Genomic DNA, 24,526 nt, shown 5'->3' with positions numbered 1-24,526 from the left:
GGTCATGTTGTTAAATGCAAAAACAAGGTGTGCCGAGATTAACATTAAGATAATTTCTTCGGCGCACGCCTGAAGGCCTGTGCGGCGAAGCCGGCGTGCATCCAGGGCATGGTTCCGCTGGCGAGCCAGCGGCTGATCGTCTGCCCGGGAACGGCTTTCGAAAACAGGTAGCCCTGGCCGTAATCGCAGCCGGCCTGCTTGAGCAGTTCGAGCTGCTCGGGCGTTTCGATGCCTTCGGCAATCACCCGCATGCCGAGCTTGTGGGCCATCGTGATGATGGTTTCGCACAGGGCATAGTCGGTGGTGCCGGCTTCCAGATGCATCACGAAGGAGCGGTCGATCTTCAGGAACTGGAATTTGAATTTCTTCAGGTAGGACAGGGACGAATAGCCCGTGCCGAAGTCGTCCAGCGACAGGTCCATGCCATGCTCGGCGATCTGGCGCAGCTGCTGGACGACGAAGGGATTGTTATCGAGGAGCATGCCCTCGGTGACTTCGACCGCCAGCGTGTGTTCCGGCAGCGCGGCATCCCGGGCCATCTGGAAGCAGCGCTCGCAGGCCTCGCGCCCGGCCAGCAGCTGGACCGGGGAGACGTTGATCCCGACCTGCAGCGAGGTGCCGTTCTCTTTTTTCCACGCGACCACGTCGCGCACCACCGTCTCGAAGATCTGCTCGCCCAGCTCGACGATCAGGCCGGTTTCCTCGCACAGCGGGATGAACTCGGCCGGACCGATCATGCCGCGCAGCGGATGGGTCCAGCGCACCAGCGATTCGGCCTTCTTGAGCGCCCCGGTCGCCAGGTCGACGATGGGCTGGTAGTAGACCTCGAGCCGGCGTTCCTCCATCGCGGTCCGCAGGTCCTTGATCAGTTGCCGCCGCGCCTGGGCGCGCTCCTGCATCACGTGCGAGAAATAGGTGTAGCGGTTGCGGCCCTGCTGCTTGGCCACGTACATCGCCTGGTCGGCGTGCTTGATCAGGCTTTCCATGTCGGCCGCGTCCTTCGGGTAATGCGTGATCCCGATGCTCGCCGACAGGTGCAGGGTCTCGTCGCCGATGGTGAAGGGCCGGGCCATGGCCTGGATGATGTCCTGGGCAGTCCGGTCGATCGCGAACGCTTCCCCGTCCACGTGTTCCCGGACCGTGCCCAGCAACACCGTGAACTCGTCGCCGCCCAGCCGCGCCACGGTGTCGCCGTCGCGCGTGCAGTCGAGCAGGCGCTGGGCCGCTTCGCGCAGGATCTCGTCGCCGGCGGAGTGGCCCAGGGTTTCGTTGACGTCCTTGAAGCGGTCGAGGTCGATGACAAGCAGGGTGAAGCCGCCGGCATCGCGGTCGGCGCCGTGCACGGCCTGGGCCACGCGCTCCATGAACATCTGGCGGTTCGGCAGGCCGGTCAGGGCATCGTAATTGCCCTGGCGCCAGGCGAGTTCTTCGGCGCGCTTGGTCTCGGTGATGTCGGTGCCGATTTCGATGTAGTTGCGCACCCGCCGGTCCGGGCCGTAGGCGGCGGTGATGGTGCGGTATTCGGCGATCACGTGGCCATCCTTGTGCCGGCTCCACAATTCGCCCTGCCATTGCCCGGTCGCGCGCAGCTCGGCCCACAAGGCGTCGTCGAAGTCGGACTCGTCCAGGCCGGCGTTGTACACCCGCGGCGCCTTGCCGGTAATGTCGTCCGGGGTGAAGCCGCGCATGCTGGTGAAGGCCGGATTGACGGTTTCGATGCGGCCCTCCGGATCGAGCACGGCGATCGCCTCGTGGCTGTTCTGGAACACCAGCGAACCCAGTTCCAGGCTGTGCTGGGCGGCCTTGAGCGCCGAGATGTCGGTGACCGTGCCGAGCATGCGCAGCGGCTGGCGCTGCGCGTCGAAGACGACCTTGCCCTGCATGCGGATCCATACCCAGTGGCCGTCGCGGTGGCGCACCCGGGCTTCGGCATCGAGCCGTTCGGTCCTGCCTGCGGCAACGGCGCCGACCGCCGCCTCGACGGCCCCGGTGTCGTCGGGATGCACCCAGTTCAGCAGGGTTTCACGCGTCGCCATCAGGGGCGAGCACGCCATGCCGATGATGGACTGGTAGAAGGGGAAGATGCTCAGTTCGCCGCTCAGTCCATCGGCGCCGGCCTGCCATTCCCACGCGCCGGCGCCCGAGTATTCGAGGGCCAGGCGCCAGCGTTCCTCGAGCTCGGCCAGGCGCTGCTGGTTGCGGTGGTGTTCGGTCACGTCGTGCACGACGCCCATCAGGAGACGGCACGCGCCGTCCGCGTCGATCACGGGAGAGACGGTGACATCGCCGGTCTTGGTGCCGGACGGGTAGTTCGACACCTCCTGCCACTGCACCACCTTGCGGGTGGCGATGGCTTCGCGGTATTTCGACTTCACCAGGGCGAGCGAGTCGGGCGGGATGATCTCGTCGACTTCCTTGCCCACCACTTCGGCAACCGGCAGGCCGGTGGTCAGGGTGAAGCGCTCGTTGACTGCGGAAAAGCGGTAACGGTCGCCGTCCAGCACCTCGAGGAAGAAGATGACGTCGGCGACGTGTTCGAACAGGTAAGTCAGGTAATGCAGCGGTACCGGCGGCGCCGCGGCGGCCAGGTAACGCGCGACCTGGCTCGAGGCCGGGCTCGCGTGCGTTGCAACCGGCGGGGTGCCGGGCCGTTCTGCCATCGCTTTCTCCCTCTACATGGTTCAGGGCAGTGTAGCGCAGACGGCGCGCCTCCCGGCGCAGGGGACCCGTTTATTCCTGGCGCAGCCAGATTTGCGAGCGGCCAAACATCGGCACGCCGACATAGCCGCGCACTTCGACCTTCTTGCCGCCCTCCTGCACGGTCAGCCTGCTCTTGTAGACCTTGCCGTCCTTCGGATCGAGGATCTCGCCGCCGGTGTATTCGTCGCCCTTCTTCTTCAGGCCCGAGACGATGGTCATGCCGACGATCGGCTGGTCCTTGCGCGCGTCCTTGCACAGCACGCATTTCGGATTCTGCTCTTCGTCCGCGGTACGGAACAGTTTCTCGATCCTGCCCTGCAGCTCGCCATGGTTGTCGGTGATGCGGATCAGCGCGGTCGGCTTGCCCGAGCTGTCGTCGATGGCCTTCCACAGCCCGACCGGCGAACCCTCCTGCGCCCACGCAAACGGGGCGGCGAGGACGGCGGCAATCAGCGAGATCTTGGTGAGGGTGCGCATGGTGTCTCCAGTGAAATCATTATGGTGATAGGCAATGGAGTGTAGCAAACAGTACGGTCGTTCGGTAAACGGCCTGGCGGAAAAACTTGGCGCTTGCGGTGTACGGCAATTGACAGGGCAAAGAAAAAGCCGCGCCAGGCAAAACCCGGGCGCGGCTTTTTACTGAGCGACGACGATCAGGCCGCCGGCAGCTTGGCCAGCTGTTCCTGCATCTTGGCCAGCGTGGCGCTGAAGTTCTCCACGCGTTCGCGCTCCTGGGCCACCACGGCGGCCGGGGCACGGGCCACGAAGCTCTCGCTGGACAGCTTGCCGTTGGCCTTGGCGATCTCGCCCTGCACGCGCGCGATCTCCTTCGACAGGCGCTCGCGCTCGGCGGCGACGTCGATCTCGACCTTCAGCATCAGCTTGGTGGTGCCGACGATGGAGACCGCGGCCGGCGATTCCGGCAGGGTGTCCACGATCTGCACTTCCGACAGCTTGCCGAGCAATTGCACGTAGGGCGCGAAGCTCCGGGCGGCGGCGCGGTCGGCTTCCGAGCCCGGTTCGACGATCAGCGGCACGCGCAGCGACGGCGACAGCTTCATCTCGCCGCGCAGGTTGCGGGTGGCGTCGGTCAGCTTCTTGAACTGCTCCATCCAGCTTTCCGCGCCGGCGTCGATCAGCGATTCGTCGGCGACCGGGTAGGGCTGCAGCATGACGCTTTTATTTTCACCTTCGCCGGTTTTTCCGGCCAGCGGCGCGACGGCCTGCCACAGCTGCTCGGTCACGAACGGGATGATCGGGTGCGCCAGGCGCAGGATCACTTCCAGCACGCGCAGCAGGGTGTGGCGGGTGGCGCGCTGCTGCGCCTCGCTGCCTTGCTGGACCTGGACCTTGGCCAGTTCCAGGTACCAGTCGCAGTACTCGTCCCAGACGAAGCTGTAGATGCTGCTGGCGATGTTGTCGAAGCGGTAGTCGGCGAAGCCCTTGGCCACGTCCAGCTCGACGCGGTTCATCAGCGAGATGATCCAGCGGTCGGCCTGCGACAGGTCTTCCGCGTTCGGCTTGCCGCAATCCTTGCCTTCGGTGTTCATCAGCACGAAGCGGGTCGCGTTCCACAGCTTGTTGCAGAAGTTGCGGTAGCCTTCGCAGCGGCCGAGGTCGAAGTTGATGTTGCGGCCGAGCGAGGCGTAGCTGGCCATGGTGAAGCGCACGGCGTCGGTGCCGAAGGCCGGGATCCCGTCCGGGAATTCCTTGCGGGTCGCTTTCTCGATCTTCGGCGCAGTGCGCGGATCCATCAGGCCGGTGGTGCGCTTGGCCACCAGCGCGTCGATGCCGATGCCGTCGATCAGGTCGATCGGGTCGAGGGTATTGCCCTTCGACTTCGACATCTTCTGGCCGGACGAGTCGCGCACCAGGCCGTGCACGTAGACGGTCTTGAACGGCACCTTGCCGGTGAAGTGCGCGGTCATCATGACCATGCGCGCGACCCAGAAGAAGATGATGTCGAAGCCGGTCACCAGCACCGACGACGGCAGGAACAGGTCCATGTCCTTCGTCTGCTCCGGCCAGCCCATGGTCGAGAAGGGCACCAGGGCCGAAGAGAACCAGGTGTCGAGCACGTCGTTGTCGCGCTTGATGTCACCGGCAATGCCTTGCTCCCTGGCCTTGGCTTGGGCTTCTTCTTCGGTGCGCGCAACCACGATTTCGCCGTTCGGGCCGTACCAGGCCGGGATGCGGTGGCCCCACCACAGCTGGCGCGAGATGCACCAGTCCTGGATGTTGCCCAGCCACTGGTTGTAGGTGGTGGTCCAGTTTTCGGGGACGAACCGGATCTCGCCGCTGGCGACTTTTTCGAGCGCCACTTCGGTGATCGACTTGCCCGGGTTGAAGGTGCCTTCCGGGGCCGGCTTGCTCATCGCGACGAACCACTGGTCGGTCAGCATCGGCTCGATGATCACGCCGGTGCGGTCGCCGCGCGGCACCATCAGCTTGTGCGGCTTGACCTGTTCCAGCAGGCCCTGGGCTTCGAGGTCGGCGACGATCTTCTTGCGCGCTTCGAAGCGGTCCAGGCCGCGGTAGGCTTCCGGCGCCTCGTCGACGATCTTCGCGTCGAGCGTCATGATCGACAGCATCGGCAGGTTGTGGCGCTGGCCGACCGCGTAGTCGTTGAAGTCGTGCGCCGGGGTGATCTTCACGCAGCCGGTGCCGAAGGCCTTGTCGACGTAGCTGTCGGCGATGACGGGGATCTCGCGGCCGGTGAGCGGCAGCTTCAGCATCTTGCCGTGCAGGTGGGTATAGCGTTCGTCGGTAGGATCGACCGCGACGGCGACGTCGCCCAGCATGGTTTCCGGGCGGGTGGTGGCGACCGTCAGGTGGCCGCTGCCGTCCACCAGCGGATACCGGATGTACCACATCGAGCCGTCTTCTTCCTGCGAGTCGACTTCGAGGTCGGACACGGCGGTGCCCAGCACCGGATCCCAGTTGACCAGGCGCTTGCCGCGGTAGATCAGGCCCTGTTCGTACAGGCGCACGAAGACTTCGGCCACGGTCTTCGAACGCGGCTCGTCCATCGTGAAGTATTCGCGGTTCCAGTCGGCGGAGGCACCCAGGCGGCGCATCTGGCCGGTGATGGTGCTGCCCGACTTTTCCTTCCACTCCCAGACTTTCTCGATGAAGGCGTCGCGGCCCAGGTCGTGGCGCGAAACCTTCTGGGCGTCCAGCTGGCGCTCGACCACGATCTGGGTCGCGATGCCGGCGTGGTCGGTGCCCGGGATCCAGGCGGTGTTAAAGCCACGCATGCGGTAGTAGCGGGTCAGGCCATCCATGACGGTCTGGTTGAAGGCGTGGCCCATGTGCAGGGTGCCCGTCACGTTCGGCGGCGGCAGCTGGATGCTGAACGAAGGCTTGTCGGCGTCCATGGTGGCGGCGAAGTAACCGCGCTGTTCCCATTCGGTACGCCAGAATTGTTCGATGTCGGCTGGCTCGAAAGACTTGGCTAATTCCATGATATGGCTGTGATGGCAGGATATGGCGAAAACGGCCATTATAAATGATGTAGGGTGGGCGCCCCGTGCCCACGCGGAGCCGGCAATATGCCAGCGTCACGCGTGGGCACGGCGTGCCCACCCTACGTAATAAAGGGCGGCGAAGCGCCTTTTATTACTTGCCGCAGCCCAGCGCCTTGATGCGATCGTAGGCAGCCTTGGCCTGCACCAGGCCGTAGCCGTACTTGGTGTCGCGGCCAGCGGTGCCCAGGTCGAGCGCGCTGTTGTTCAGCGAGGTACGGATCTGCGCGCCGGTGCAGGTCGGGAAGTAGCTCCACACCAGGGCAGCCACGGCCGACACGTGCGGGGTCGCCATCGAGGTGCCGTCGAAGTAGGCGTAGTTCGAAGCCTTCACGCCCACGGTCGCGGTCTGGCCCAGCTGGTTCTTCATCGCCGCGCCCTCGGTGTCGGAAGCGCCGACCGACGGGATGTTGGTGACGGTGGTGCCAAGCGTGCCTGCCAGGGGACCTGCCACGTTGTTGTACACGACCGCACCGACGCCGCCGCTGTTCTGGCAGTTGGTGACCTTGGTCGCGAAGTCGACGGTGCCGCGCTGGATCAGGCAGACCTTGCCGGCGACGGCGGTGTTGACCGTGTCGCCGATGCCGAAGTCGGCCAGCGGCGCGGTCGCGGTCTTGACCGGCGAACCTTCCATGGCGGTAGGTGCGTAGGTGCTCGAGCCGACGCTCAGGACCGGATCCTGGCCGGTGCCCATCGGCACGGACGACAGCACCGACACGCCCGGACCGGCGATCTCGACGTCGCTGTTGTACTGCGAGAAGGAGGCCACGACCTTGTTCTCGTCGACTGCCGCCACCGACATCACGCTGCCGTAGCCGGCCGGGTAGGAGGTGGTGGCATTGCCGTCGTTGCCGGCCGCGGCGATGCTCAGCACGCCCTTGGTCTGCAGGCTGTCGAAGGCGCGCTGCTCGGTCATGCTCTTGGCGCCGCCACCCAGCGACATGGTGATCACGTTGGCGTTGGCTGCGCCGCACTTGTTGGCGGCCGAAGCCAGGGTCGACGAATAGGTCCAGGCACCGTTGGCGCCGAACACCTTCACGATGTGCAGCTTGAGCAGCTTGTTCGAATTGACGCCGACCACGCCGAGGCCGTTGTTGACGCCGGCGATGGTGCCGAACACGTGGGTGCCGTGGTGGGTTTCGTCGGTGTACCACCAGCCGGTGCCGGAGTCGTATTCGCCGGTGACGTTGGCGCCGTTGTCCTTCAGGTCTTCATGGCTGAAGTCGACGCCCGAGTCGATGATGCAGATCTTGCGGTTGCCGACGTTGGCGTCGGACAGCTGGTCCGCCTGGACCAGCTTGATGCCGTAGGGGACCTGCTGGCCCAGGGTGTAAGGAGTACCGGTCGACGGCGTGGTCAGCGAGAACGGCCTGCGGATCACGTCTTCTTCGACGTATTCGACGTTCGGGTTGTTTTCGAGGCCCTTCAGCGCCGTGGTCGGCACTTCGATTGCCATCGCATCCATGTTGAAGATTTCATGCTTGACCGTGCCCTTGGCGGCGGCGACCTGTGCCTTGATGGCTGCTTTCGCGCCTGGCTTGAAGGCGACGATCACACGGGTGGTCGACGGCGCGGCGGCCGACACGCTACCCGAAAAGGCGATTGCCAGTGCTGCTGCGCACAGGCCAAGGACTGGAACGAACTTTGATGCGCGAGTTTTCTTCTGATTCATCGGTGTTTCTCCGTTAAGTTTCTCGTTATTGCCGCAGACTCGTGGTCCGCGAGCTTTTTGGTATAAGTGTTTAAACAACCAATACAACAACCGATACAACCGTTAAGACCGATACATCACTGCCTTCCAAGGGCCGGGCCCAGCCGTTCAAAAAGCAGCCAAGCAAGTGTATTGATGGAACTTATACAGACGCAACGAGTTTTCAATCGTGCGCAGAAAATGTTGCGTTATCGTCTTCACACAGGATCCGTTTGATAAAAATCTAGATGTGTACGAATGTGCATGCTATATTTTTGGCCGTCGAAGTTGGCGTTGTGGAAATTTTGTTAATTCCAGCACCGGCCCATCTTCCCGCTGCGAGAACACGACAACCATGAGCGCGCCCGCTTCCCCCCGCCGGCAGATACTGCTGGTCGACGACGACACCCTCCTTCTCGATTACATCGCCACCGTGCTCCAGCACGCCGGCTACGACACCGTCGGCGCCGCCTCCGCGCAGGAGGCGCTGCAGCGCATTGCCGAACGCGATGCCGTGGGCGAACCGGGCTTTGCGCTGGCCCTGCTCGACATCAGCATGCCCGGCATGTCCGGCCTGGAGCTGGCGCAGCGCCTGAGGGACCACACCGAGGTGCCGTTCATGTTCCTGTCGGCGGTGGACGACGCCGAGACCGGGCGCCGGGCCGCCAGCCACGGCGCGGTCGGCTTCCTGGTCAAGCCGGTCGATGCGGCCCACCTGTTGCCGGCCTTCGAGGCGGGGCTGGCGCGCGCCGACGAGATCCGCCAGCTGCGCCGCACCGAAGCCAACCTGAACGCGGCCCTGGCCGCCGGCCGCGAAACGAGCCTGGCCGTGGGACTGCTGATGGCGCGCTACCAGACCGACCGCAACACCGCCTTCGAGGTGCTGCGCGACCATGCGCGCGCGAGCCGCCGCAAGGTCAACGAGGTGGCCGAGCAGCTGGTGGCGGCGGAGGAGCTGCTGAACGGCTTGCATGGCGCCTTCGCGGGACGCCTGCGCAACAAGTAGCAGGCTGCCAACGGCCTGCCGGCCGGCTTGGTATCATGACAAATTACGCGGAACGGCTGTGACGCTGTTTCCGCGCTTCATCCATTCATCGATACAGGAAGGACGACATGAAAACCAAGGCAGCGATTGCATGGCAGGCGGGTAAGCCGCTGACGATCGAGGAGGTCGAACTGGAAGGTCCGAAGGCGGGCGAGGTGCTGGTCGAGGTCAAGGCGACCGGCATCTGCCACACCGACTGGTACACGCTGTCGGGCGCCGATCCGGAAGGGATCTTCCCGGCCATCCTCGGCCATGAAGGCGCAGGCGTGGTGGTCGACGTCGGTCCCGGCGTGACCAGCCTGCGCAAGGACGACCACGTCATCCCGCTGTACACCCCGGAATGCCGCCAGTGCAAATTCTGCCTGTCGCAGAAGACCAACCTGTGCCAGGCCATCCGCAGCACGCAAGGCCGCGGCCTGATGCCGGACGCGACCTCGCGCTTCTCGCTGGACGGCAAGCCGATCTACCACTACATGGGCACCTCGACCTTCTCCAACTACATCGTGGTGCCGGAGATCGCGCTGGCCAAGATCCGCTCCGACGCACCGTTCGACAAGGTCTGCTACATCGGCTGCGGCGTCACCACCGGCATCGGCGCCGTGATCTTCACGGCCAAGGTGGAGGCGGGCGCCAACGTGGTCGTGTTCGGCCTGGGCGGCATCGGCCTGAACGTGATCCAGGCGGCGAAGATGGTCGGCGCCGACAAGATCATCGGCGTGGACATCAATCCGGGCCGCGAAGAGATGGCGCGCAAGTTCGGCATGACCCACTTCGTCAATCCGACCCAGGTCGAGAACGTGGTCGACGCCATCGTCCAGCTGACCGACGGCGGCGCCGACTACTCCTTCGAGTGCATCGGCAACGTCACCACGATGCGCCAGGCGCTGGAGTGCTGCCACAAGGGCTGGGGCCAGTCGATCATCATCGGCGTGGCCGAAGCCGGCAAGGAGATCTCGACCCGTCCGTTCCAGCTGGTCACCGGCCGCGTGTGGAAGGGCTCGGCCTTCGGCGGCGCGCGCGGCCGCACCGACGTGCCGAAGATCGTCGACTGGTACATGGAAAACAAGATCAACATCGACGACCTGATTACCCACCACCTGCGCCTCGACCAGATCAACGAAGGCTTCGAGCTGATGAAGAAGGGCGAGTCGATCCGCTCGGTCGTGGTGTACTGAGCGCCTCGCCCGCGCGCGAATGCGCACGTAGCATGCGCGCGCATGAGCAGGCAGCGCGCGCGCATGAGCAGGCAGCGCGCGCGCATGGAACGTCGCCCCTGCGCAAATGAACCGTCGCCCCGCGCAAATGAACCGTCGCCCCCGCGCAAATGAACCGTCGCCCCCGCGCAAATGAACCGTCGCCCCCGCGCAGGCGGGGGCCCAAGTTCTTCCACCCACTCCCTCGATTCCGCAGCCTGTCGCAGCACGCTGGCGATCGCCTTCCGCGATCCCTATCCTGCCTCCATCGCATCTTCATCCAAATCTAGAAAAAAAGTTCTAGACAAATTTTTCTAGCTGACCTATTCTGGATCCGTCGAAAGGAAACCGCATGCACTCCGTTCACCGTTCAAGCGACGGGCAGGCGCGATGAGCGCCGCAGCCTGGATCTCCGGCCTGGCCTGGGCGCTGCTGGACTTCGTCTGGCAGGGCGCGCTGGTCGGCTGCGCCGCCGCCGTGCTGCTGGGACTGCTGGGCAGGGCGCGTCCGCAGTGGCGCTATCTGGTCGCCTGCGGCGCGTTGCTGCTGTGCGCCGCGCTGCCGCTGGCCGGCATGCTGGCGCGCGTGCTGGGGCAAGGCGCGGTCGATGGCGCGACGGCGCTGCCGTCCGCGTTGATGCAGGCGCTGCCGTCCGGCGCGCACGCTGCCGTGCGTGATGCCGCAGCGGGCCTGGCCGATGGCGCCGCGCTGCCGGCGGCGTGGGACGCGGCGGGCTGGCGCGAGGCCTTGCGGCCGCGCCTGCCGCTGGTGATCCTGTGCTGGTCGGCCGGCGCCGCGCTGATGGCCTTGCGCCTGCTGCTGGGCCTGGCCTGGGTGCGCCGGCGCAGCCGTCCGGGCGCCTACCGGCCGGATGCGGCCTGGCAGGCCGTGCTCGACCGCCTGGCGGCGCGCCTGGGCATCGGGCGCAAGGTGATCCTGGGGCTGGTGGAGGACCTCGCCAGCCCGGTGACCGCCGGCTGCCTGCGCCCGCTGGTGCTGGTGCCGGCCTCGCTGGCGACCGGCATGGCGCCGCAGCTGCTCGAAGCCCTGCTGGCGCACGAACTGGCCCATGTGCGGCGCCACGACTACCTGGTCAACCTGGTCCAGAGTGCGATCGAGATCCTGCTGTTCTATCACCCGGCCGTGTGGTGGCTGTCGCACCGCATCCGGGCCGAGCGGGAGCTGATCGCCGACGACCTGGCCGCAAGCGCGCTGGGCGAACCGCGTCGTCTCGCGCTCGCGTTATCCGAGCTGGACCTGTTCCAGCTCTCCACCCCGCAACTCGCCCCTGGGGCGCATGGAGGAAATCTCATGTCTCGCATCAAACGCCTGGTTCGTCCGCAAGCGGAACCGCTCAACTGGAAGCTGGCCCTGCCGGCCCTCGGCCTGGCCCTGACCGCGGCCATCCACGCCCATGCCGGCACCACGCCGGCAGCGCCGGCTGCCGCCCAGAACAAACCCGGGGTCCACGTGACCCTGCGCGAGGAACGTGGCGAATCGTACGCCCTGGTGGGCGAGGGCGACGAGGGGTTCAACATGACCGGCAACAGCGCCGACTGGTCGTCCATCAAGCAGCTCAAGCGCAGCATCAAGGGCGAGTTCCTGTGGTTCCGCGACGGCGGCAAGTCCTGGATCGTGCAGGATCCGGACACGCTGGCGAAGGCGCGTGCCGCCTGGGAGCCGGTCAACCAGCTGGGCAAGCAGATGGACGCCTACGGCAAGGAGATGGACAAGCACGGCAAGGTGATGGAAGCGCTGGGCAAGCAGATGGAACAGGCGGCCACCGGCATGCGGCCCGACGAGGCGCGGGTGCATGAGCTGGAACGCAGGATGAACGATCTCGGCCGCCAGATGTCGACCCTGGGCCAGCAGATCGGCAAGGCCGGCAGCGATGCCGAGCGCGACCGCCTGAACGAGCAGATGAACAAGCTGGGCCGGCAGATGAACGAGGCGGGCGAGCAGATGCGCGCTGCCCACGAGAGCGAAGGCCAGCGCCGCGCCCGCGCCAGCATGGACGAGGTCGGCAAGCGCATGAACGAGGCCGGCAAGCCGATGGACGAGCTGGGCAAGAAGATGGACATGCTCGGCAAGCAAATGGACCGCGAGAGCAAGACCGCCGACAAGACCATGCGCGGGCTGATCCGCGACGCCATGGCCAGGGGCCTGGCCCAGCAGGCGCCGGGGCAGGGCTGAGGCCTGTCGTCTGCACCCATATGAATAAGGCCAAAATGGGATTTCATTTCTGGCCTTGTTTTGATATGCATCCGATATTCGTTCGGATAAATGCCTGGCTGGATTTGGCGCACCATTATCGTGTGGCGCAAGATAAAACATGTATAATTTCTTTTGGGCAATTGGAAGAATTTTTTCCGGTGCCATTAAATAAACCTAAAAAAACAGGAATTAACATGTTCAAGAAAATCGCTGCCGCCGCTGCACTGGTCTTCATCGCTTCTTCCGCTTTTGCCGCTCCGACCGCTTTCTACGGCGGCGTCGACCTTGGCTCGACCAAGATCGACGGCTTCGGCGACAACAAGGCCAGCTTCGGCGGCTTCCTGGGCTACGGCTTCAACCAGAACGTTGCCGTCGAGCTGGGCTATCGCCAGCTGGGCAAGTGGACCGAGATGGGCGTTGACGTCAAGGCCAAGCAGACTCACCTGTCGGTTGTCGGCTCCTACCCGCTGAATCCGCAGTTCGACGTCTACGGCCGCCTTGGCTACAACCAGCTGCGCGCCGAAGCTTCCTTTGGCAACGCCACCTATGGCGAAGACACCAGCGGTGGCCTGTACGGTGTCGGCCTGAACTACCACTTCACCCCGGCCATCTCCGGCCGCATCGAAGTGCAGAAGCCGTCGAGCGATTCGACCAATTACAACGTCGGCATCGTTTTCAAGTTTTAATCGAGCCGTGAATAAGCGGTAATTCATCGTCCGCTTTTGTATATGCATGAATGGCACGTGTTTCGGTTTGCGAAACACGTGCCATTTATTTTTTTTGGGCGATATGGCAGCATATGGTCATTAATATTTTCATAAAGCCCCGAATTATGCGTCCAGCCCGCTTAGCCGTCCTTCTTTCCCTTGCCGGTGCCGCTGCACTGGCGACTGCCCAGACCTCTCCCGCACCTGCCCCGACGACAGCGGCTGAACGCCCGGCCACCGAGTTCCCCTACACGCCGGGCCTGGACACCAGCTCGATGGACCGCAGCGCCGACCCCTGCGTCGACTTCTACCAGTACGCCTGCGGCGGCTGGATGAAGAACAACCCGATCCCGGCCGACCAGGCCCGCTGGTCGGTGTACAGCAAGCTGGCACAGGACAACCAGCGCTTCCTGTGGGGCATCCTCGAAGACCTGTCGAAACGCCAGGACGGCCGCAACGCCAGCCAGCAAAAGATCGGCGACTACTTCGGCGCCTGCATGGACGAACGCGCCATCGAAGCGCGCGGCGCCGAGCCGCTCAAGCCCTATTTCGACCAGATCGCGGCGCTGCGCACCAACAAGGACCTGCCGCGCGTGCTGGCGCGCCTTCACCTGGCGCTGGCCGACCCGGGCCTGTTCTTCGGCTTCGGTTCGAGCCAGGACTTCGCCGACTCCACGCGCGTGATCGCCTTCGCCAGCGCCGGCGGCCTGGGCCTGCCGGACCGCGATTCCTATCTCAAGACGGATGAAAAGTCGAAGGAGATCCGCGCCAAATACGTCGCCCACATCGCCAACACCTTCACGCTGCTGGGCGACAGCCCGGAGCAGGCGCAGCGCCAGGCCGCGCGCGTGATGGCGATGGAAACCGGACTGGCGAAAGCCTCGCTGTCGCGCGTCGACAAGCGCGACCCATATAAGCTCTTCCACAAGGTCGACGCCAGGGGCCTGCAGGCCCTGACCCCGGGCTTCGACTGGCACGCCTACCTGGCCGAGATGGGGCAGGGCAAGCAGAAGACTTTCAACGTCACCGAGCCGGCCTTCTTCAAGGCGCTGGCGACGATGTGGAAGACCAGCGACATCGATGCGACCCGCACCTACCTGCGCTGGCATGTGGCGCGCAACCTGTCGCCGGCACTGGCTTCGCGCTTCGACCAGGAACACTTCGACTTCTTCAGCAAGACGCTGCGCGGCATCCAGCAGCAGCCGCCGCGCTGGAAGCGTTGCGTCGGCCTGGTCGACCGCCAGCTGGGCGAGGCGCTGGGCCAGGAATTCGTCAGCCGCGCGTTCTCGCCTGAGCTGAAGGCCAAGTCGCTGCACATGACCCGCCAGGTCGAGGAAGCGATGAAGAAGGACATCGATTCGCTCGACTGGATGAGTCCGGATACCAAGAAGCGCGCCCAGGAAAAACTGGCCGCGATCGTCAACAAGATCGGCTATCCGGACAAGTGGCGCGACTACAGTTCCTATGTCGTGAAGCCGGGCGACTTCGCCGGCAACGTCGAGCGCGGCAATGTGTTCGAGTCGCGCCGCGACCTGGCCAAGATCGGCAAGCCGCTCGACCGCGGCGAATGGTCGATGACCCCGCCGACGGTGAACGCCTACTTCAATCCGCAGATGAACGACATCAACTTCCCGGCCGGCGTGCTGCAGCCGCCGCTGTTCGATCCGAAGATGGACGATGCGCCGAACTACGGCAACACCGGCGGCACCATCGGCCACGAGCTGACCCACGCCTTCGACGACGAAGGCCGCCAGTTCGATGCGAAGGGCAACCTGAAGGACTGGTGGACCAGGAAGGACGCCAAGGAATACGAAGAGCGCGCCGCCTGCATCGTCGACCAGTACGCGCAGTACAACGTGGTGGACGATATCAAGATCAACAGCAAGCTGACCCTGGGCGAAGACATCGCCGACCTGGGCGGCCTGATCCTGGGCTGGATGGCCTGGCAGACCGAAATGGCCAGCATGCCGCAGAAAGCCCAGCCGCAAGAGTTGCGCGACGGCCTGACCCCGGAACAGCGCTTCTTCGTCGGCTACGCACAGTGGGCATGCGAAAACGACCGCCCGGAAAACCTGCGCGTGAAGGCCATGACCGACCCGCACTCGCCGGGCCGCTACCGCGTGAATGGCCTGGTGGTGAACATGCCGCAGTTCCAGCAGGCCTTCCAGTGCAAGCCGGGGCAGCCGATGGTGAAGGAGAAGCGTTGCCGGGTTTGGTAAGCGTGTGAACCGTCGTCCCCGCGTACTAAACCAACGTCGTCCCCGCGTCCTAAACCAACGTCGTCCCCGCGTCCTAAACCAACGTCGTCCCCGCGAAGGCGGGGATCCAAGTTTTGCTAGCGTTACGTTAGCGCACGCAAGCTTGGGCCCCCGCCTGCGCGGGGGCGACGTTGAATAGTGCGCGGGGGCGACGTTGAATAGTGCGCGGGGGCGACGTTGAAGAGTGCGCGGGGGCGACGGTAAAGGCCAGCTCAGCGCCGCCGCACCTGATCGCTCACCTGCCCCTGCATGTGCACCAGGTTCGCCTCGAATGACTGCATCTGCAGCCCGATATCGCTCATGTCGGCATTCGACTGCCGCAGCCGCGGGAACAGCTCGGTTTCCTCTTCCTGGATATGGGCCAGCACGGCATTCAGCATCTCGCGCATCATCGGCTCGGCGCGCGGAGCGTCCGGGGCCATGCCCTGCAGGGTGGCGAGCAGTTCGTCGACCTTCAAATGGTCCTGTTCGAAATGGTGCACCAGGCTTTCGTCGATGCAGCGCACGTTCGGATAGAAAATCGATTCTTCCAGCCGCGAGTGGGTGTGGATGGCCTGCAGCAGCTGGGTGGCCGCCTGCTTCTTGACTGCCATGTCGTTGCTGTTGAGGTATTTGTCGGCCAGCTTGCGCACCATGTCGTGGTCGCGCACCAGGGCCTGGATCGGATCGTCGGTGTTGTCCATGTTCTTCCTCCTGAAAAGGACTGTCATCCTACGCTTGGCCGGGAAGGGCCCGCGATCCGTTTAGGCGCGGAAAAATCATAAAAAAACGCCGCCCGGAGGCGGCGCTCGCACAAGTCAAAACGGATCAGTGCTGGGCGATGCTGCCGCGCCAGGCGCCGGTTTCCTTGCCGCGCGATTCCAGCATTTCCTTGAACTTCTGCAGGTTGCCGCGCAGTTCCATGCGGACGGCGCCGAACGCGTCGCCCAGTTTTTCCGCGGCGTTTTCCGGCTGGTAGTCCATCTGGACGGTCACGCGGCAGGTGCTGTCGGAGATCTTGTGGAAGGTCGCCACGCCGCCGTTCGGCACCCCGGTCACGCTGCGCCAGGCGATGCGCTTGTCCGGGATCTGCTCGGTGATCTCGGCATCCCATTCCTTCTCTTCGCCGGCCACGTTGGCGCGCCAGTGCAGGTGCTTGTCATCCAGCTGGCGGATCTCTTTCACGCTGTCCATGAATTGCGGGAAGTCCTCGAACTGGGTCCACTGGTTGTAGGCGGTGCGGACCGGCACGTTGATTTCGATGGTCTCGACGATCGACGATTCCATGCCCGAAGCACGGTTCTTCATTTTCTTCGACAGCATCATGCCGCCGACCGCGAGTGCGGCCACAGTTACGACTCGATTCAGCATTGTTGCCTCCTTGTCACAAATAGAGCGTGGGTTGCGATGTACGTCCTTGGGAACACATCTGCAATCAACTTACGATAAGTCCCGTTTGGATGGCGCTAGCGAGCCTTGAGGAAACTGTTGTGATACTGTATATATAACCAGTAAATTTGACGCCGAAAGCCTCCCCCGGCGCATCCCGACGTTTATAATGCCCGCATGAATCTCCTCGACAATCTGAATCCCGAACAGCTCGCCGCCGTCACGCTGCCGTCCCAGAGCGCCCTGATCCTGGCCGGCGCCGGTTCGGGCAAGACCCGCGTGCTGACGACCCGGATCGCCTGGCTGATCCAGACGGGCCAGGTCTCGCCGGCCGGCTTGATGGCCGTGACCTTCACGAACAAGGCGGCGAAGGAAATGCTGACCCGCCTGTCGACGATGCTGCCGGTGAACACGCGCGGCATGTGGATCGGCACCTTCCACGGCCTGTGCAACCGCCTGCTGCGCACCCACCACCGCGACGCCGCGCTGCCGCAGACCTTCCAGATCCTGGATTCGCAGGACCAGCTGTCGATGATCAAGCGCATGCTGAAGGCCCTGAACGTCGACGACGAGAAGTACCCGGCGAAAGACCTGATGTACTTCATCAACAACGCCAAGGACAACGGCCTGCGCGCCAGCCAGGTCGAGGCCTACGACCATGTCCAGCGCCGCATGGTCGAGCTGTACGATGCCTACGACCAGCAATGCCAGCGCGAAGGCGTGGTCGATTTCGCCGAGCTGCTGCTGCGCGCCTACGAATTGCTGCAGCGTAACCACCCGCTGCGCCATCATTACCAGATGCGTTTCCGCCACATCCTGGTCGACGAGTTCCAGGACACGAACGACTTGCAGTACAACCTGCTGAAGCTGCTGGCCGGGCATAACGAACCGGCCGGCGGCGCGATCTTCGCGGTGGGCGACGACGACCAGAGCATCTACGCCTTCCGCGGCGCCAACGTCGGCAACATGCAGGCGTTCGAGCGCGAGTTCGAGGTGAAGAACCTGATCAAGCTGGAGCAGAACTACCGCTCGCACGGCCACATCCTCGACAGCGCGAACTACCTGATCGCCAACAACAGCAAGCGGCTGGGCAAGAACCTGCGCACCGATGCGGGGCAGGGCGAGCCGGTGCGCATCTACGAAGCGTCGTCCGACCTCGAAGAAGCGCAGTGGATCATCGACGAAGCCAAGAGCCTGATGGCCGAGGGCATGCCGCGGAGCGAGATCGCGATCCTGTACCGCTCCAACGCGCAGAGCCGCGTGATCGAGCACGCGCTGTTCGCAGCCGGCCTGCCGTACACCGTGTACGGCGGCCTGCGCTACTTCCAGCGCGCCGAGGTCAAGCACGCGATCGCCTACCTGCAGCTGATGGACAACCCGCACAACGACTCCGCTTTTCTCCGCGTGGTGAACTTCCCGACCCGCGGCATCGGCGCGCGCTCGATCGAGCAGCTGCAGATGGCGGCCGACAGCTACGGCGTGTCGCTGTACGCGGCGGTGCCCTACATGACGGGCAAGGCCGGCACCTCGCTGGGCAATTTCGTCAAGCTGATCGAGAGCGCGCGCTTCGAGACCCAGCAGCTGCCGCTGCCGGAGATGGTGAAGGTGGTGCTCGAGCGCAGCACCTTGCTGGCCCACTACGAGAAGGAAAAGGAAGGCGCGGAGCGCATCGAGAACTTGCAGCAGATGGTCAGCGCCGCCACCCACTTCGTGCAGGAAGAGGGCTTCGGCATCCAGGCGCCGGCCCACCTGGGACCGCAGGCGCAGCCGAGCAGCGGCACGGCCATCGTGAATGCCGACGGCGTCGAAGTGCTGGATGCCGACGCGCCGCTGGCGGCCGTGATGTCGCCGCTGTCGGCCTTCCTGGCCCACGCCTCGCTGGAAGCGGGCGACGCCCAGGCCCAGGCCGGCCAGGACGCGATGCAGCTGATGACGGTGCACTCGGCCAAGGGCCTGGAATTCGACGCCGTGTTCATCACCGGCCTCGAAGAGGGCCTGTTCCCGCACGAGAGCAGTTCGCGCGAGCTGGACGGCGTCGACGAGGAACGGCGCCTGATGTACGTGGCGATCACGCGCGCGCGCAAGCGCCTGTACATGAGCTTTACCCAGCAGCGCATGCTGCACGGCCAGACCCGCTTCAACATGAAGTCGCGCTTCTTCGACGAACTGCCGGAGGAATCGCTGAAGTGGCTGTCGCCGCGCGTGCAGACCAACTGGTTCAGCAACCGCAAGGCGAGCACGGCCTGGGACGACGCGAATTTCCGCGAGGGCGGCAGCGACAACCAGATCGCCAAGCAGATCACGCAAAAGTCGAACAGTGACAAGGGCATCGGCTGGCGCATCGGCGAGCAGGTGTCGCACTCGCGCTTCGGCGAAGGCGTGATCGTCAACATCGAGGGCGGGGCCGGCAGCCCGCGCGCCCTGATCAACTTCGGCGGGGCCGGCATGAAGATGCTCGACCTGTCGGTGGCCAAGCTGGAGAAGGTCGCCCGGTGATGCGATGGTGGGCACGTGGTGCCCACCCTACGGCTGCATGTAGGGTGGGCTCCCCGAGCCCACGCCTTACGCCGGCTGCGCTTCCGGCCCGGCCGGCTTGCCGAAGATGTCCCGATAGCCTGCATAGATCGCGCACTGCAGGAACATCACGAACAGGAACGTCAGCCACATCAGCACGACCTGGGCCAGCGCGATCGCGCTGAACAGGTTCACCACCACGAAGGTGATGGCGGTGAAGATGCCGAACCACGACAGCAGCAGCACGCCGAACACGCGCGCCGAGCGCACCACGGCGAAGAAGCTGTAGAAGGTGGCCTTGCCCGGCCCCATCCGCTTCCAGTAGGTGAGCGGGGCGGCGAAGCACAGGGTCAGCAGCGATACCGTTTCCAGGATCAGCAGGCCGAACACGGTCATCACGTCGCCCAGCGTGAACGGCAGCTTGTCCTTCGGATCGAGCTTGATATTGCCCGGCAGCTGGCGCAGCGATTCCGGCGTGATCGCCAGCGTGATCAGGGTCAGCACCAGGAACACCCCCAGGTAGATCACCCCGACCTTGCACAGGCCGGCCAGTACCGGCTTGCGGAAGCCGGTCAGCAGCACGGCTGGCGTCACCCGGTCGCCGTTGTCGATCATCAGGCAGGCCTGCATGAAGGCCATCGAGAACGAAGGGATCAGCACCACCACCACGATGGGACCGATGATGGGCACGGCGCTGATGCCGATCGCCAGCAGGATGCTGGCGAACAGCAGGGTCGTGAGTGCGGCCGGCTGTTTGCGGAACAGGCCCATGCCGCCTTTCAGCCATTCCCAGCCGGTACGTGCGGGCAGATTGTTCATGCTGTCAGGCCAGGTGCGGGAACCGCGATGCGCTCGCGCAGCACGCGTTCGAAATGGGTCGGATCGTGCGGCGTGAGCATCTCGGCCTCGCGCGGACGGTAGAAGTCGTACAGGCGCGACAGCCAGAAGCGCAGCGCCGCCGCGCGCAGCATCGCTTGCCAGGCCTGGCGCTCGCCCTCGGTGAAGGGGCGGGCCGCATGGTAGGCCTGGGTGAGGGCGCGCACCCGCGCTTCGTCGAGGCGGCCGGTGGCGAGGTCGATGCACCAGTCGTTGACGGTGACGGCGATGTCGAACAGCCAGGTATCCCAGCCGGCGAAATAGAAATCGAAGCAGCCGCTCAGCCGTTCGCCGACGAACATCACGTTGTTGCGGAACAGGTCGGCGTGCACCGGGCCCTGTTCCAGCCCGGCGTACACCGCGCCGGCGGCGAATTCGCGCTGGAACGCCAGTTCCGACTCCAGCAGGGCGGCTTTATCGGCATCGAGGAAGGGCAGGACCTTGGGCACGGTCTCGATCCACCAGTCCAGGCCGCGCAGGTTCGGCTGGCGCAGCGGGAAATCGCGTCCGGCCAGGTGCATCTTCGCCAGCATGGTGCCCACTTCGGCGCAATGCACGGGCTGCGGATCCATCTGCGAGCTGCCGTCGAGCTTGCTGACCACGACGGCCGGCTTGCCGGCAAGCGCCACCACCAGTTCGCCCTGGTCGTTCGGCACCGGGGCCGGCACCGGCACGCCGCGCTCGGCCAGGTGGCGCATCAGCTGCACGTAGAAGGGCAATTGCTCGAAGCTGAGGTTCTCGAAGATCGTCAGGACGAATTCGCCACGCTCGGTCGTCAGGAAGAAATTACTGTTCTCGATGCCGCTCGAGATGCCCTGGAGGTCCAGGGCTTTACCAAGGGGAAACTGCTTGATCCACTGGCTGAGGTCGTCCAGTGTGACCGCGGTGAAAACTGCCATCGTTCACGAAGAGTAAGTCACTGTGGCGGCCGCATTCCGCGGCCGGTCTTTATTTTTTCTCGGCGCTGGCCGGCAGCGGCGGAGGCGGTGGCACATCGGCGGCGGCCGGGGCGTTGGTTCCTGCCTCGGCGGCGGATTTGCGCTTGCCCGACAGGTCGAACTCGCCCACTTTCCATTGTGGGGCGCGGATCGAGTTGGCGTTGCTGCCGGGTACGGCATTGCCTGGCGGGGTATTCGGCTTCATGGTGTAATGGCTGCCACTACTGTTGACTTCGACTTCGGTGACCTGGCCGCCGTCGCGCCTTTCCGTGATCTGGGTGCGGGTGCGCGAGGGGATGTTCGTGGCCGGAACATCGCTGCCCGGTTCGACGCGTTCGAGCTTGGGCGGCGCCTGGTTTTGCGCCGCCTGCGGCTGGGTTTGCTGGGTCTGCGGTTGCGTCGATTGCTGCGCCAGCGCTTGTCCGGCCTGCGCGGCCAGCAGCAGGGTCAGGCAAGGTGCGAGGAGGGGCAGGCGGGAGGAAATGCGTGGCATGGTGATCACCTTTATCGTTTAGTCCATTGTAACAAACAGCGCCGCCCGCCAGTAAAAAGCGTATGAAAAGAGGGAATCGGCCCCATATGGGAGGCATTCCCGATTCTGCGATAATGGCGCACATTTCCCGCCCGCCACGGCCCACTTTTGCTCATTCGATCCCATACATGGACAATACCCTGCTTCTCGTCGACGGTTCCAGCTATCTGTATCGCGCCTTCCACGCGCTGCCCGACCTGCGCAGCCCGGACGGCCACCCGACCGGGGCGATGCATGGCATGGTCAACATGCTGCGCCGCCTGCGCGCCGACTTCCCGGCCGCCTACATCGCCTGTGTGTTCGACGCCAAGGGCAAGACCTTCCGCGACGACCTCTACCCCGAGTACAAGGCCACGCGCGCGTCGATGCCGGAAGACCTGGGCAAGCAGATCGAGCCGATCCACGAAGTGGTGCGCCACATGGGCTGGCCGATCCTGATGGTCGAAGGGGTCGAGGCCGACGACGTGATCGGCACCCTGGCGGCCCAGGCCACCGCGCGCGGCATGAACACCGTGGTCTCGACCGGCGACAAGGACCTGGCCCAGCTGGTCAACGACAAGGTCATGCTGATCAATACGATGAGCAACGAGAAGCTCGACGAAGCCGGCGTGCTGGCCAAGTTCGGGGTGCCGCCGAATCGCATCATCGATTACCTGACCCTGATCGGCGACACTGTCGACAACGTGCCCGGCGTGAGCAAGTGCGGTCCGAAGACGGCCGTGAAGTGGCTGACCCTGCACGGCTCGCTGGACGGCGTGATCGAGAACGCCCACACCATCGGCGGCGCGGTCGGCGCGAACCTGCAGGCGGCGCTGGAATGGCTGCCCAAGGGCCGCGAGCTGATCACCGTGAAGACCGACTGCGACCTGGCGGGCCACCTGGTGTCGATCGAGGAGTCGCTGGTCGGCCGCCCGGAGGACAAGGAGGCGCTGCGCGACTTCTTCCAGCGCTACGGCTTCAAGACCATGCTGAAGGAACTCGGCAATGGCAATCCGGGGAAATTCGTCTCCCCGGGGGCTGCGCCGCTGAATTCGCCGGAAGGCGCGTCCGCGACCCTGCCCGGCATGCCCGTCATCAAGGGAGAATACGAGACCGTCACTACCAACGAGCAGCTGGAGCGCTGGCTGGAAGCGATCGACAAGGCGGAACTCACCTCGGTCGATACCGAAACCACCTCGCTCGATCCGCTGGCGGCCGAGATGGTCGGCATCTCGCTGTCGGTGGAGGCGGGGAAGGGCGCCTACATCCCGCTGGCGCACCGCTATGCCGGCGTGCCCGAGCAGCTGAACCGCGAGGAAGTCCTGGCGCGCATGAAGCCCTGGCTGGAAAACCCGGACAAGCCCAAGCTCGGCCAGAACCTGAAGTACGACGCCCACATCTTCGAAAACCATGGCGTCAAACTGCGCGGCATCGTCCATGACACCCTGCTGCAATCCTACGTGTTCGAGTCGCACAAGCCGCACGACATGGACACCATGGCGATGCGCCACCTGGGCTACACCACCATTCCCTACGTGGACGTGTGCGGCAAGGGCGCCAGCCAGATCTGCTTCGACCAGGTCGAACTGGGGCGCGCCACCGAATACGCGGCCGAAGACTCCGACATCACGCTGCGCCTGCACCGGGCGATGTTCAAGCACGTCGAAAGCGACGAAGGCCTGAATTACATCTACCGCAAGATCGAGCTGCCGACCTCGGTGGTGCTGCAGAAGATCGAGCGCAACGGCGTGCTGATCGACGCCGAGCTGCTGGCGAAGCAGTCGGGCGAGCTGGCCGCGCGCATCGCGGAACTCGAACAGCAGGCCTACGAGCTGGCCGGCGGCCCGTTCAACCTCGGTTCGCCCAAGCAGATCGGCGAGATCTTCTTCGGCAAGCTGCAGCTCCCGGTGATCAAGAAGACCGCCACCGGCGCCCCGTCCACGGATGAAGAGGTGCTGCAGAAGCTGGCCGAGGATTATCCGCTGCCGAAGATCCTGCTCGAGCACCGCGGCCTGTCGAAACTGAAGTCGACCTATACCGACAAGCTGCCGAAGATGGTCAACCCGAACACGGGCCGCGTGCACACCAACTACGCGCAGGCGGTCGCGATCACCGGGCGCCTGGCCTCGAACGATCCGAACCTGCAGAACATCCCGGTGCGCACCCTTGAGGGCCGCCGCATCCGCGAAGCCTTCGTGGCCTCGCCCGGCTGCGTGCTGGTGTCGGCCGACTATTCGCAGATCGAGCTGCGCATCATGGCCCACATCTCGGGCGACGAGGCGATGCTGCGCGCCTTCGCCCAAGGGGAAGACATCCACCGCGCCACCGCCGCCGAGATCTTCGGCGTGGCGCCGGAAGCGGTCGAGAGCGAGCAGCGCCGCTACGCCAAGGTCATCAACTTCGGCCTGATCTACGGGATGAGCGCGTTCGGCCTGGCGCAGAACCTGGGCATCGAACGCGGCGCCGCCGGCAACTACATCGAGCGCTACTTCCAGCGCTTCGCCGGCGTCAAGCAGTACATGGACGAGACCCGCCTGCAGGCGAAGGCGCGCGGCTATGTCGAGACCGTGTTCGGGCGCCGCCTGTGGCTCCCGGAGATCAACTCGCCGAACGGCCCGCGCCGCGCCGGCGCCGAGCGCGCGGCGATCAACGCGCCGATGCAGGGCACGGCGGCCGACCTGATCAAGCTGGCCATGATCGCGGTGCAGGACTGGATCGAGAAGGAAAACCTGGCCACCCGCATGATCATGCAGGTGCACGACGAACTGGTGCTGGAAGTCCCGGAAGCCGAGCTGGAGCTGGTCAAGCAGAAGCTGCCCGAGCTGATGGCTGGCGTGGCCACCTTGAAGGTGCCGCTGGTGGCCGAAACCGGTGTCGGGAAGAACTGGGAGGAGGCACATTGAGTATGTGCCTCCGCGCATTGACGAGATGCGCTTCCGCACATTGAGTATGTGCCTCCGCGCATTGACGAGATGCGCTTCCGCACAC

Annotated in this window: 16 protein-coding genes; 7 read left to right on the top strand and 9 right to left on the bottom strand. The window is 64.8% G+C overall.

All coding sequences use genetic code 11. The features are described 5' to 3' along the window. Positions 1-44: 44 nt before the first annotated feature. From AC3A6M_RS07490 to AC3A6M_RS07475, 4 genes are all read right to left on the bottom strand, one after another. Positions 45-2,660: a sensor domain-containing protein gene (locus tag AC3A6M_RS07490; RefSeq protein WP_487852099.1), complete on the bottom strand. Its 2,616-nt coding sequence runs from the start codon at positions 2,658-2,660 to the stop codon at positions 45-47. Positions 2,661-2,730: 70 nt separating this feature from the next. Then, positions 2,731-3,177: a DUF2147 domain-containing protein gene (locus AC3A6M_RS07485; RefSeq protein ID WP_487852098.1), complete on the bottom strand. Its 447-nt coding sequence runs from the start codon at positions 3,175-3,177 to the stop codon at positions 2,731-2,733. A gap of 176 nt (positions 3,178-3,353) precedes the next feature. Continuing rightward, positions 3,354-6,164 (bottom strand): valine--tRNA ligase, encoded by a 2,811-nt coding sequence (locus AC3A6M_RS07480; RefSeq protein ID WP_487852097.1) that lies wholly within the window; start codon positions 6,162-6,164, stop codon positions 3,354-3,356. A 154-nt stretch (positions 6,165-6,318) separates the two neighbouring features. Next, positions 6,319-7,896: a S8 family serine peptidase gene (locus tag AC3A6M_RS07475; protein WP_487852096.1), complete on the bottom strand. Its 1,578-nt coding sequence runs from the start codon at positions 7,894-7,896 to the stop codon at positions 6,319-6,321. A 373-nt stretch (positions 7,897-8,269) separates the two neighbouring features. Between AC3A6M_RS07475 and AC3A6M_RS07470 the strand changes: the two genes are divergently transcribed. The 5 genes from AC3A6M_RS07470 to AC3A6M_RS07450 all read left to right on the top strand — a co-directional run bounded on the left by AC3A6M_RS07470 (position 8,270) and on the right by AC3A6M_RS07450 (position 15,292). Beyond that, positions 8,270-8,920 (top strand): ANTAR domain-containing response regulator, encoded by a 651-nt coding sequence (locus AC3A6M_RS07470; protein ID WP_487852095.1) that lies wholly within the window; start codon positions 8,270-8,272, stop codon positions 8,918-8,920. A gap of 107 nt (positions 8,921-9,027) precedes the next feature. Continuing rightward, positions 9,028-10,134 carry an S-(hydroxymethyl)glutathione dehydrogenase/class III alcohol dehydrogenase gene (locus tag AC3A6M_RS07465; RefSeq protein WP_487852094.1) on the top strand — a complete coding sequence of 369 codons (1,107 nt, stop codon included), beginning with the start codon at positions 9,028-9,030 and terminating at the stop codon, positions 10,132-10,134. Positions 10,135-10,542: 408 nt separating this feature from the next. Continuing rightward, the gene (locus AC3A6M_RS07460; RefSeq protein WP_487852093.1) at positions 10,543-12,345 is read left to right on the top strand and encodes a M56 family metallopeptidase; all 1,803 of its coding nucleotides are present in this window, start codon (positions 10,543-10,545) and stop codon (positions 12,343-12,345) included. A 215-nt stretch (positions 12,346-12,560) separates the two neighbouring features. Next, complete coding sequence (locus tag AC3A6M_RS07455) at positions 12,561-13,052, top strand: outer membrane beta-barrel protein (protein ID WP_487852092.1); 492 nt, start codon at positions 12,561-12,563, stop codon at positions 13,050-13,052. A gap of 146 nt (positions 13,053-13,198) precedes the next feature. Further along, on the top strand, positions 13,199-15,292 hold the full coding sequence (locus AC3A6M_RS07450) for a M13 family metallopeptidase (RefSeq protein WP_487852091.1): 2,094 nt from the start codon (positions 13,199-13,201) through the stop codon (positions 15,290-15,292). Between the two features lie 251 nt (positions 15,293-15,543). Here AC3A6M_RS07450 and AC3A6M_RS07445 read toward each other — a convergent pair whose 3' ends face one another. Further along, on the bottom strand, positions 15,544-16,014 hold the full coding sequence (locus AC3A6M_RS07445) for a hemerythrin domain-containing protein (RefSeq protein ID WP_487852090.1): 471 nt from the start codon (positions 16,012-16,014) through the stop codon (positions 15,544-15,546). Positions 16,015-16,138: 124 nt separating this feature from the next. Next, positions 16,139-16,681 (bottom strand): SRPBCC family protein, encoded by a 543-nt coding sequence (locus AC3A6M_RS07440; protein WP_487852089.1) that lies wholly within the window; start codon positions 16,679-16,681, stop codon positions 16,139-16,141. Between the two features lie 195 nt (positions 16,682-16,876). Here AC3A6M_RS07440 and AC3A6M_RS07435 point away from each other — a divergent pair, with 195 nt between their 5' ends. Then, positions 16,877-19,195, top strand: a complete 2,319-nt coding sequence (locus tag AC3A6M_RS07435; protein WP_487852088.1) for a UvrD-helicase domain-containing protein — start codon at positions 16,877-16,879, stop codon at positions 19,193-19,195. A 66-nt stretch (positions 19,196-19,261) separates the two neighbouring features. On the opposite strand, the gene AC3A6M_RS07430 is transcribed toward AC3A6M_RS07435, so the two are convergent. The 3 genes from AC3A6M_RS07430 to AC3A6M_RS07420 are packed head-to-tail and all read right to left on the bottom strand — an operon-like array spanning position 19,262 to position 21,520. Continuing rightward, entirely contained in the window at positions 19,262-20,032 is a 771-nt protein-coding gene (locus tag AC3A6M_RS07430) for a BPSS1780 family membrane protein (RefSeq protein ID WP_487852087.1), read from the bottom strand. Continuing rightward, positions 20,029-20,988: a homoserine kinase gene (locus AC3A6M_RS07425; protein ID WP_487852086.1), complete on the bottom strand. Its 960-nt coding sequence runs from the start codon at positions 20,986-20,988 to the stop codon at positions 20,029-20,031. The genes AC3A6M_RS07430 and AC3A6M_RS07425 overlap by 4 nt, the downstream gene beginning before the upstream one ends. Positions 20,989-21,037: 49 nt before the next feature. Further along, entirely contained in the window at positions 21,038-21,520 is a 483-nt protein-coding gene (locus AC3A6M_RS07420; protein WP_487852085.1) for a hypothetical protein, read from the bottom strand. Between the two features lie 167 nt (positions 21,521-21,687). Between AC3A6M_RS07420 and polA the strand changes: the two genes are divergently transcribed. Next, entirely contained in the window at positions 21,688-24,441 is a 2,754-nt protein-coding gene (gene polA, locus AC3A6M_RS07415) for a DNA polymerase I (protein ID WP_487852084.1), read from the top strand. The last annotated feature ends 85 nt before the right edge of the window (positions 24,442-24,526 follow it).

This window comes from Telluria sp. Soil_C_11 (assembly GCF_057657395.1).
This window is presented reverse-complemented; position numbering and strand designations above follow the sequence as displayed.

Bases quoted from the DNA above. Each gene is read 5' to 3' on its own strand.
- AC3A6M_RS07490 (WP_487852099.1), bottom strand. From the start codon at position 2,660: ATGGCAGAACGGCCCGGCACCCCGCCGGTTGCAACGCACGCGAGCCCG.
- AC3A6M_RS07485 (WP_487852098.1), bottom strand. From the start codon at position 3,177: ATGCGCACCCTCACCAAGATCTCGCTGATTGCCGCCGTCCTCGCCGCC.
- AC3A6M_RS07480 (WP_487852097.1), bottom strand. From the start codon at position 6,164: ATGGAATTAGCCAAGTCTTTCGAGCCAGCCGACATCGAACAATTCTGG.
- AC3A6M_RS07475 (WP_487852096.1), bottom strand. From the start codon at position 7,896: ATGAATCAGAAGAAAACTCGCGCATCAAAGTTCGTTCCAGTCCTTGGC.
- AC3A6M_RS07470 (WP_487852095.1), top strand. From the start codon at position 8,270: ATGAGCGCGCCCGCTTCCCCCCGCCGGCAGATACTGCTGGTCGACGAC.
- AC3A6M_RS07465 (WP_487852094.1), top strand. From the start codon at position 9,028: ATGAAAACCAAGGCAGCGATTGCATGGCAGGCGGGTAAGCCGCTGACG.
- AC3A6M_RS07460 (WP_487852093.1), top strand. From the start codon at position 10,543: ATGAGCGCCGCAGCCTGGATCTCCGGCCTGGCCTGGGCGCTGCTGGAC.
- AC3A6M_RS07455 (WP_487852092.1), top strand. From the start codon at position 12,561: ATGTTCAAGAAAATCGCTGCCGCCGCTGCACTGGTCTTCATCGCTTCT.
- AC3A6M_RS07450 (WP_487852091.1), top strand. From the start codon at position 13,199: ATGCGTCCAGCCCGCTTAGCCGTCCTTCTTTCCCTTGCCGGTGCCGCT.
- AC3A6M_RS07445 (WP_487852090.1), bottom strand. From the start codon at position 16,014: ATGGACAACACCGACGATCCGATCCAGGCCCTGGTGCGCGACCACGAC.
- AC3A6M_RS07440 (WP_487852089.1), bottom strand. From the start codon at position 16,681: ATGCTGAATCGAGTCGTAACTGTGGCCGCACTCGCGGTCGGCGGCATG.
- AC3A6M_RS07435 (WP_487852088.1), top strand. From the start codon at position 16,877: ATGAATCTCCTCGACAATCTGAATCCCGAACAGCTCGCCGCCGTCACG.
- AC3A6M_RS07430 (WP_487852087.1), bottom strand. From the start codon at position 20,032: ATGAACAATCTGCCCGCACGTACCGGCTGGGAATGGCTGAAAGGCGGC.
- AC3A6M_RS07425 (WP_487852086.1), bottom strand. From the start codon at position 20,988: ATGGCAGTTTTCACCGCGGTCACACTGGACGACCTCAGCCAGTGGATC.
- AC3A6M_RS07420 (WP_487852085.1), bottom strand. From the start codon at position 21,520: ATGCCACGCATTTCCTCCCGCCTGCCCCTCCTCGCACCTTGCCTGACC.
- polA (WP_487852084.1), top strand. From the start codon at position 21,688: ATGGACAATACCCTGCTTCTCGTCGACGGTTCCAGCTATCTGTATCGC.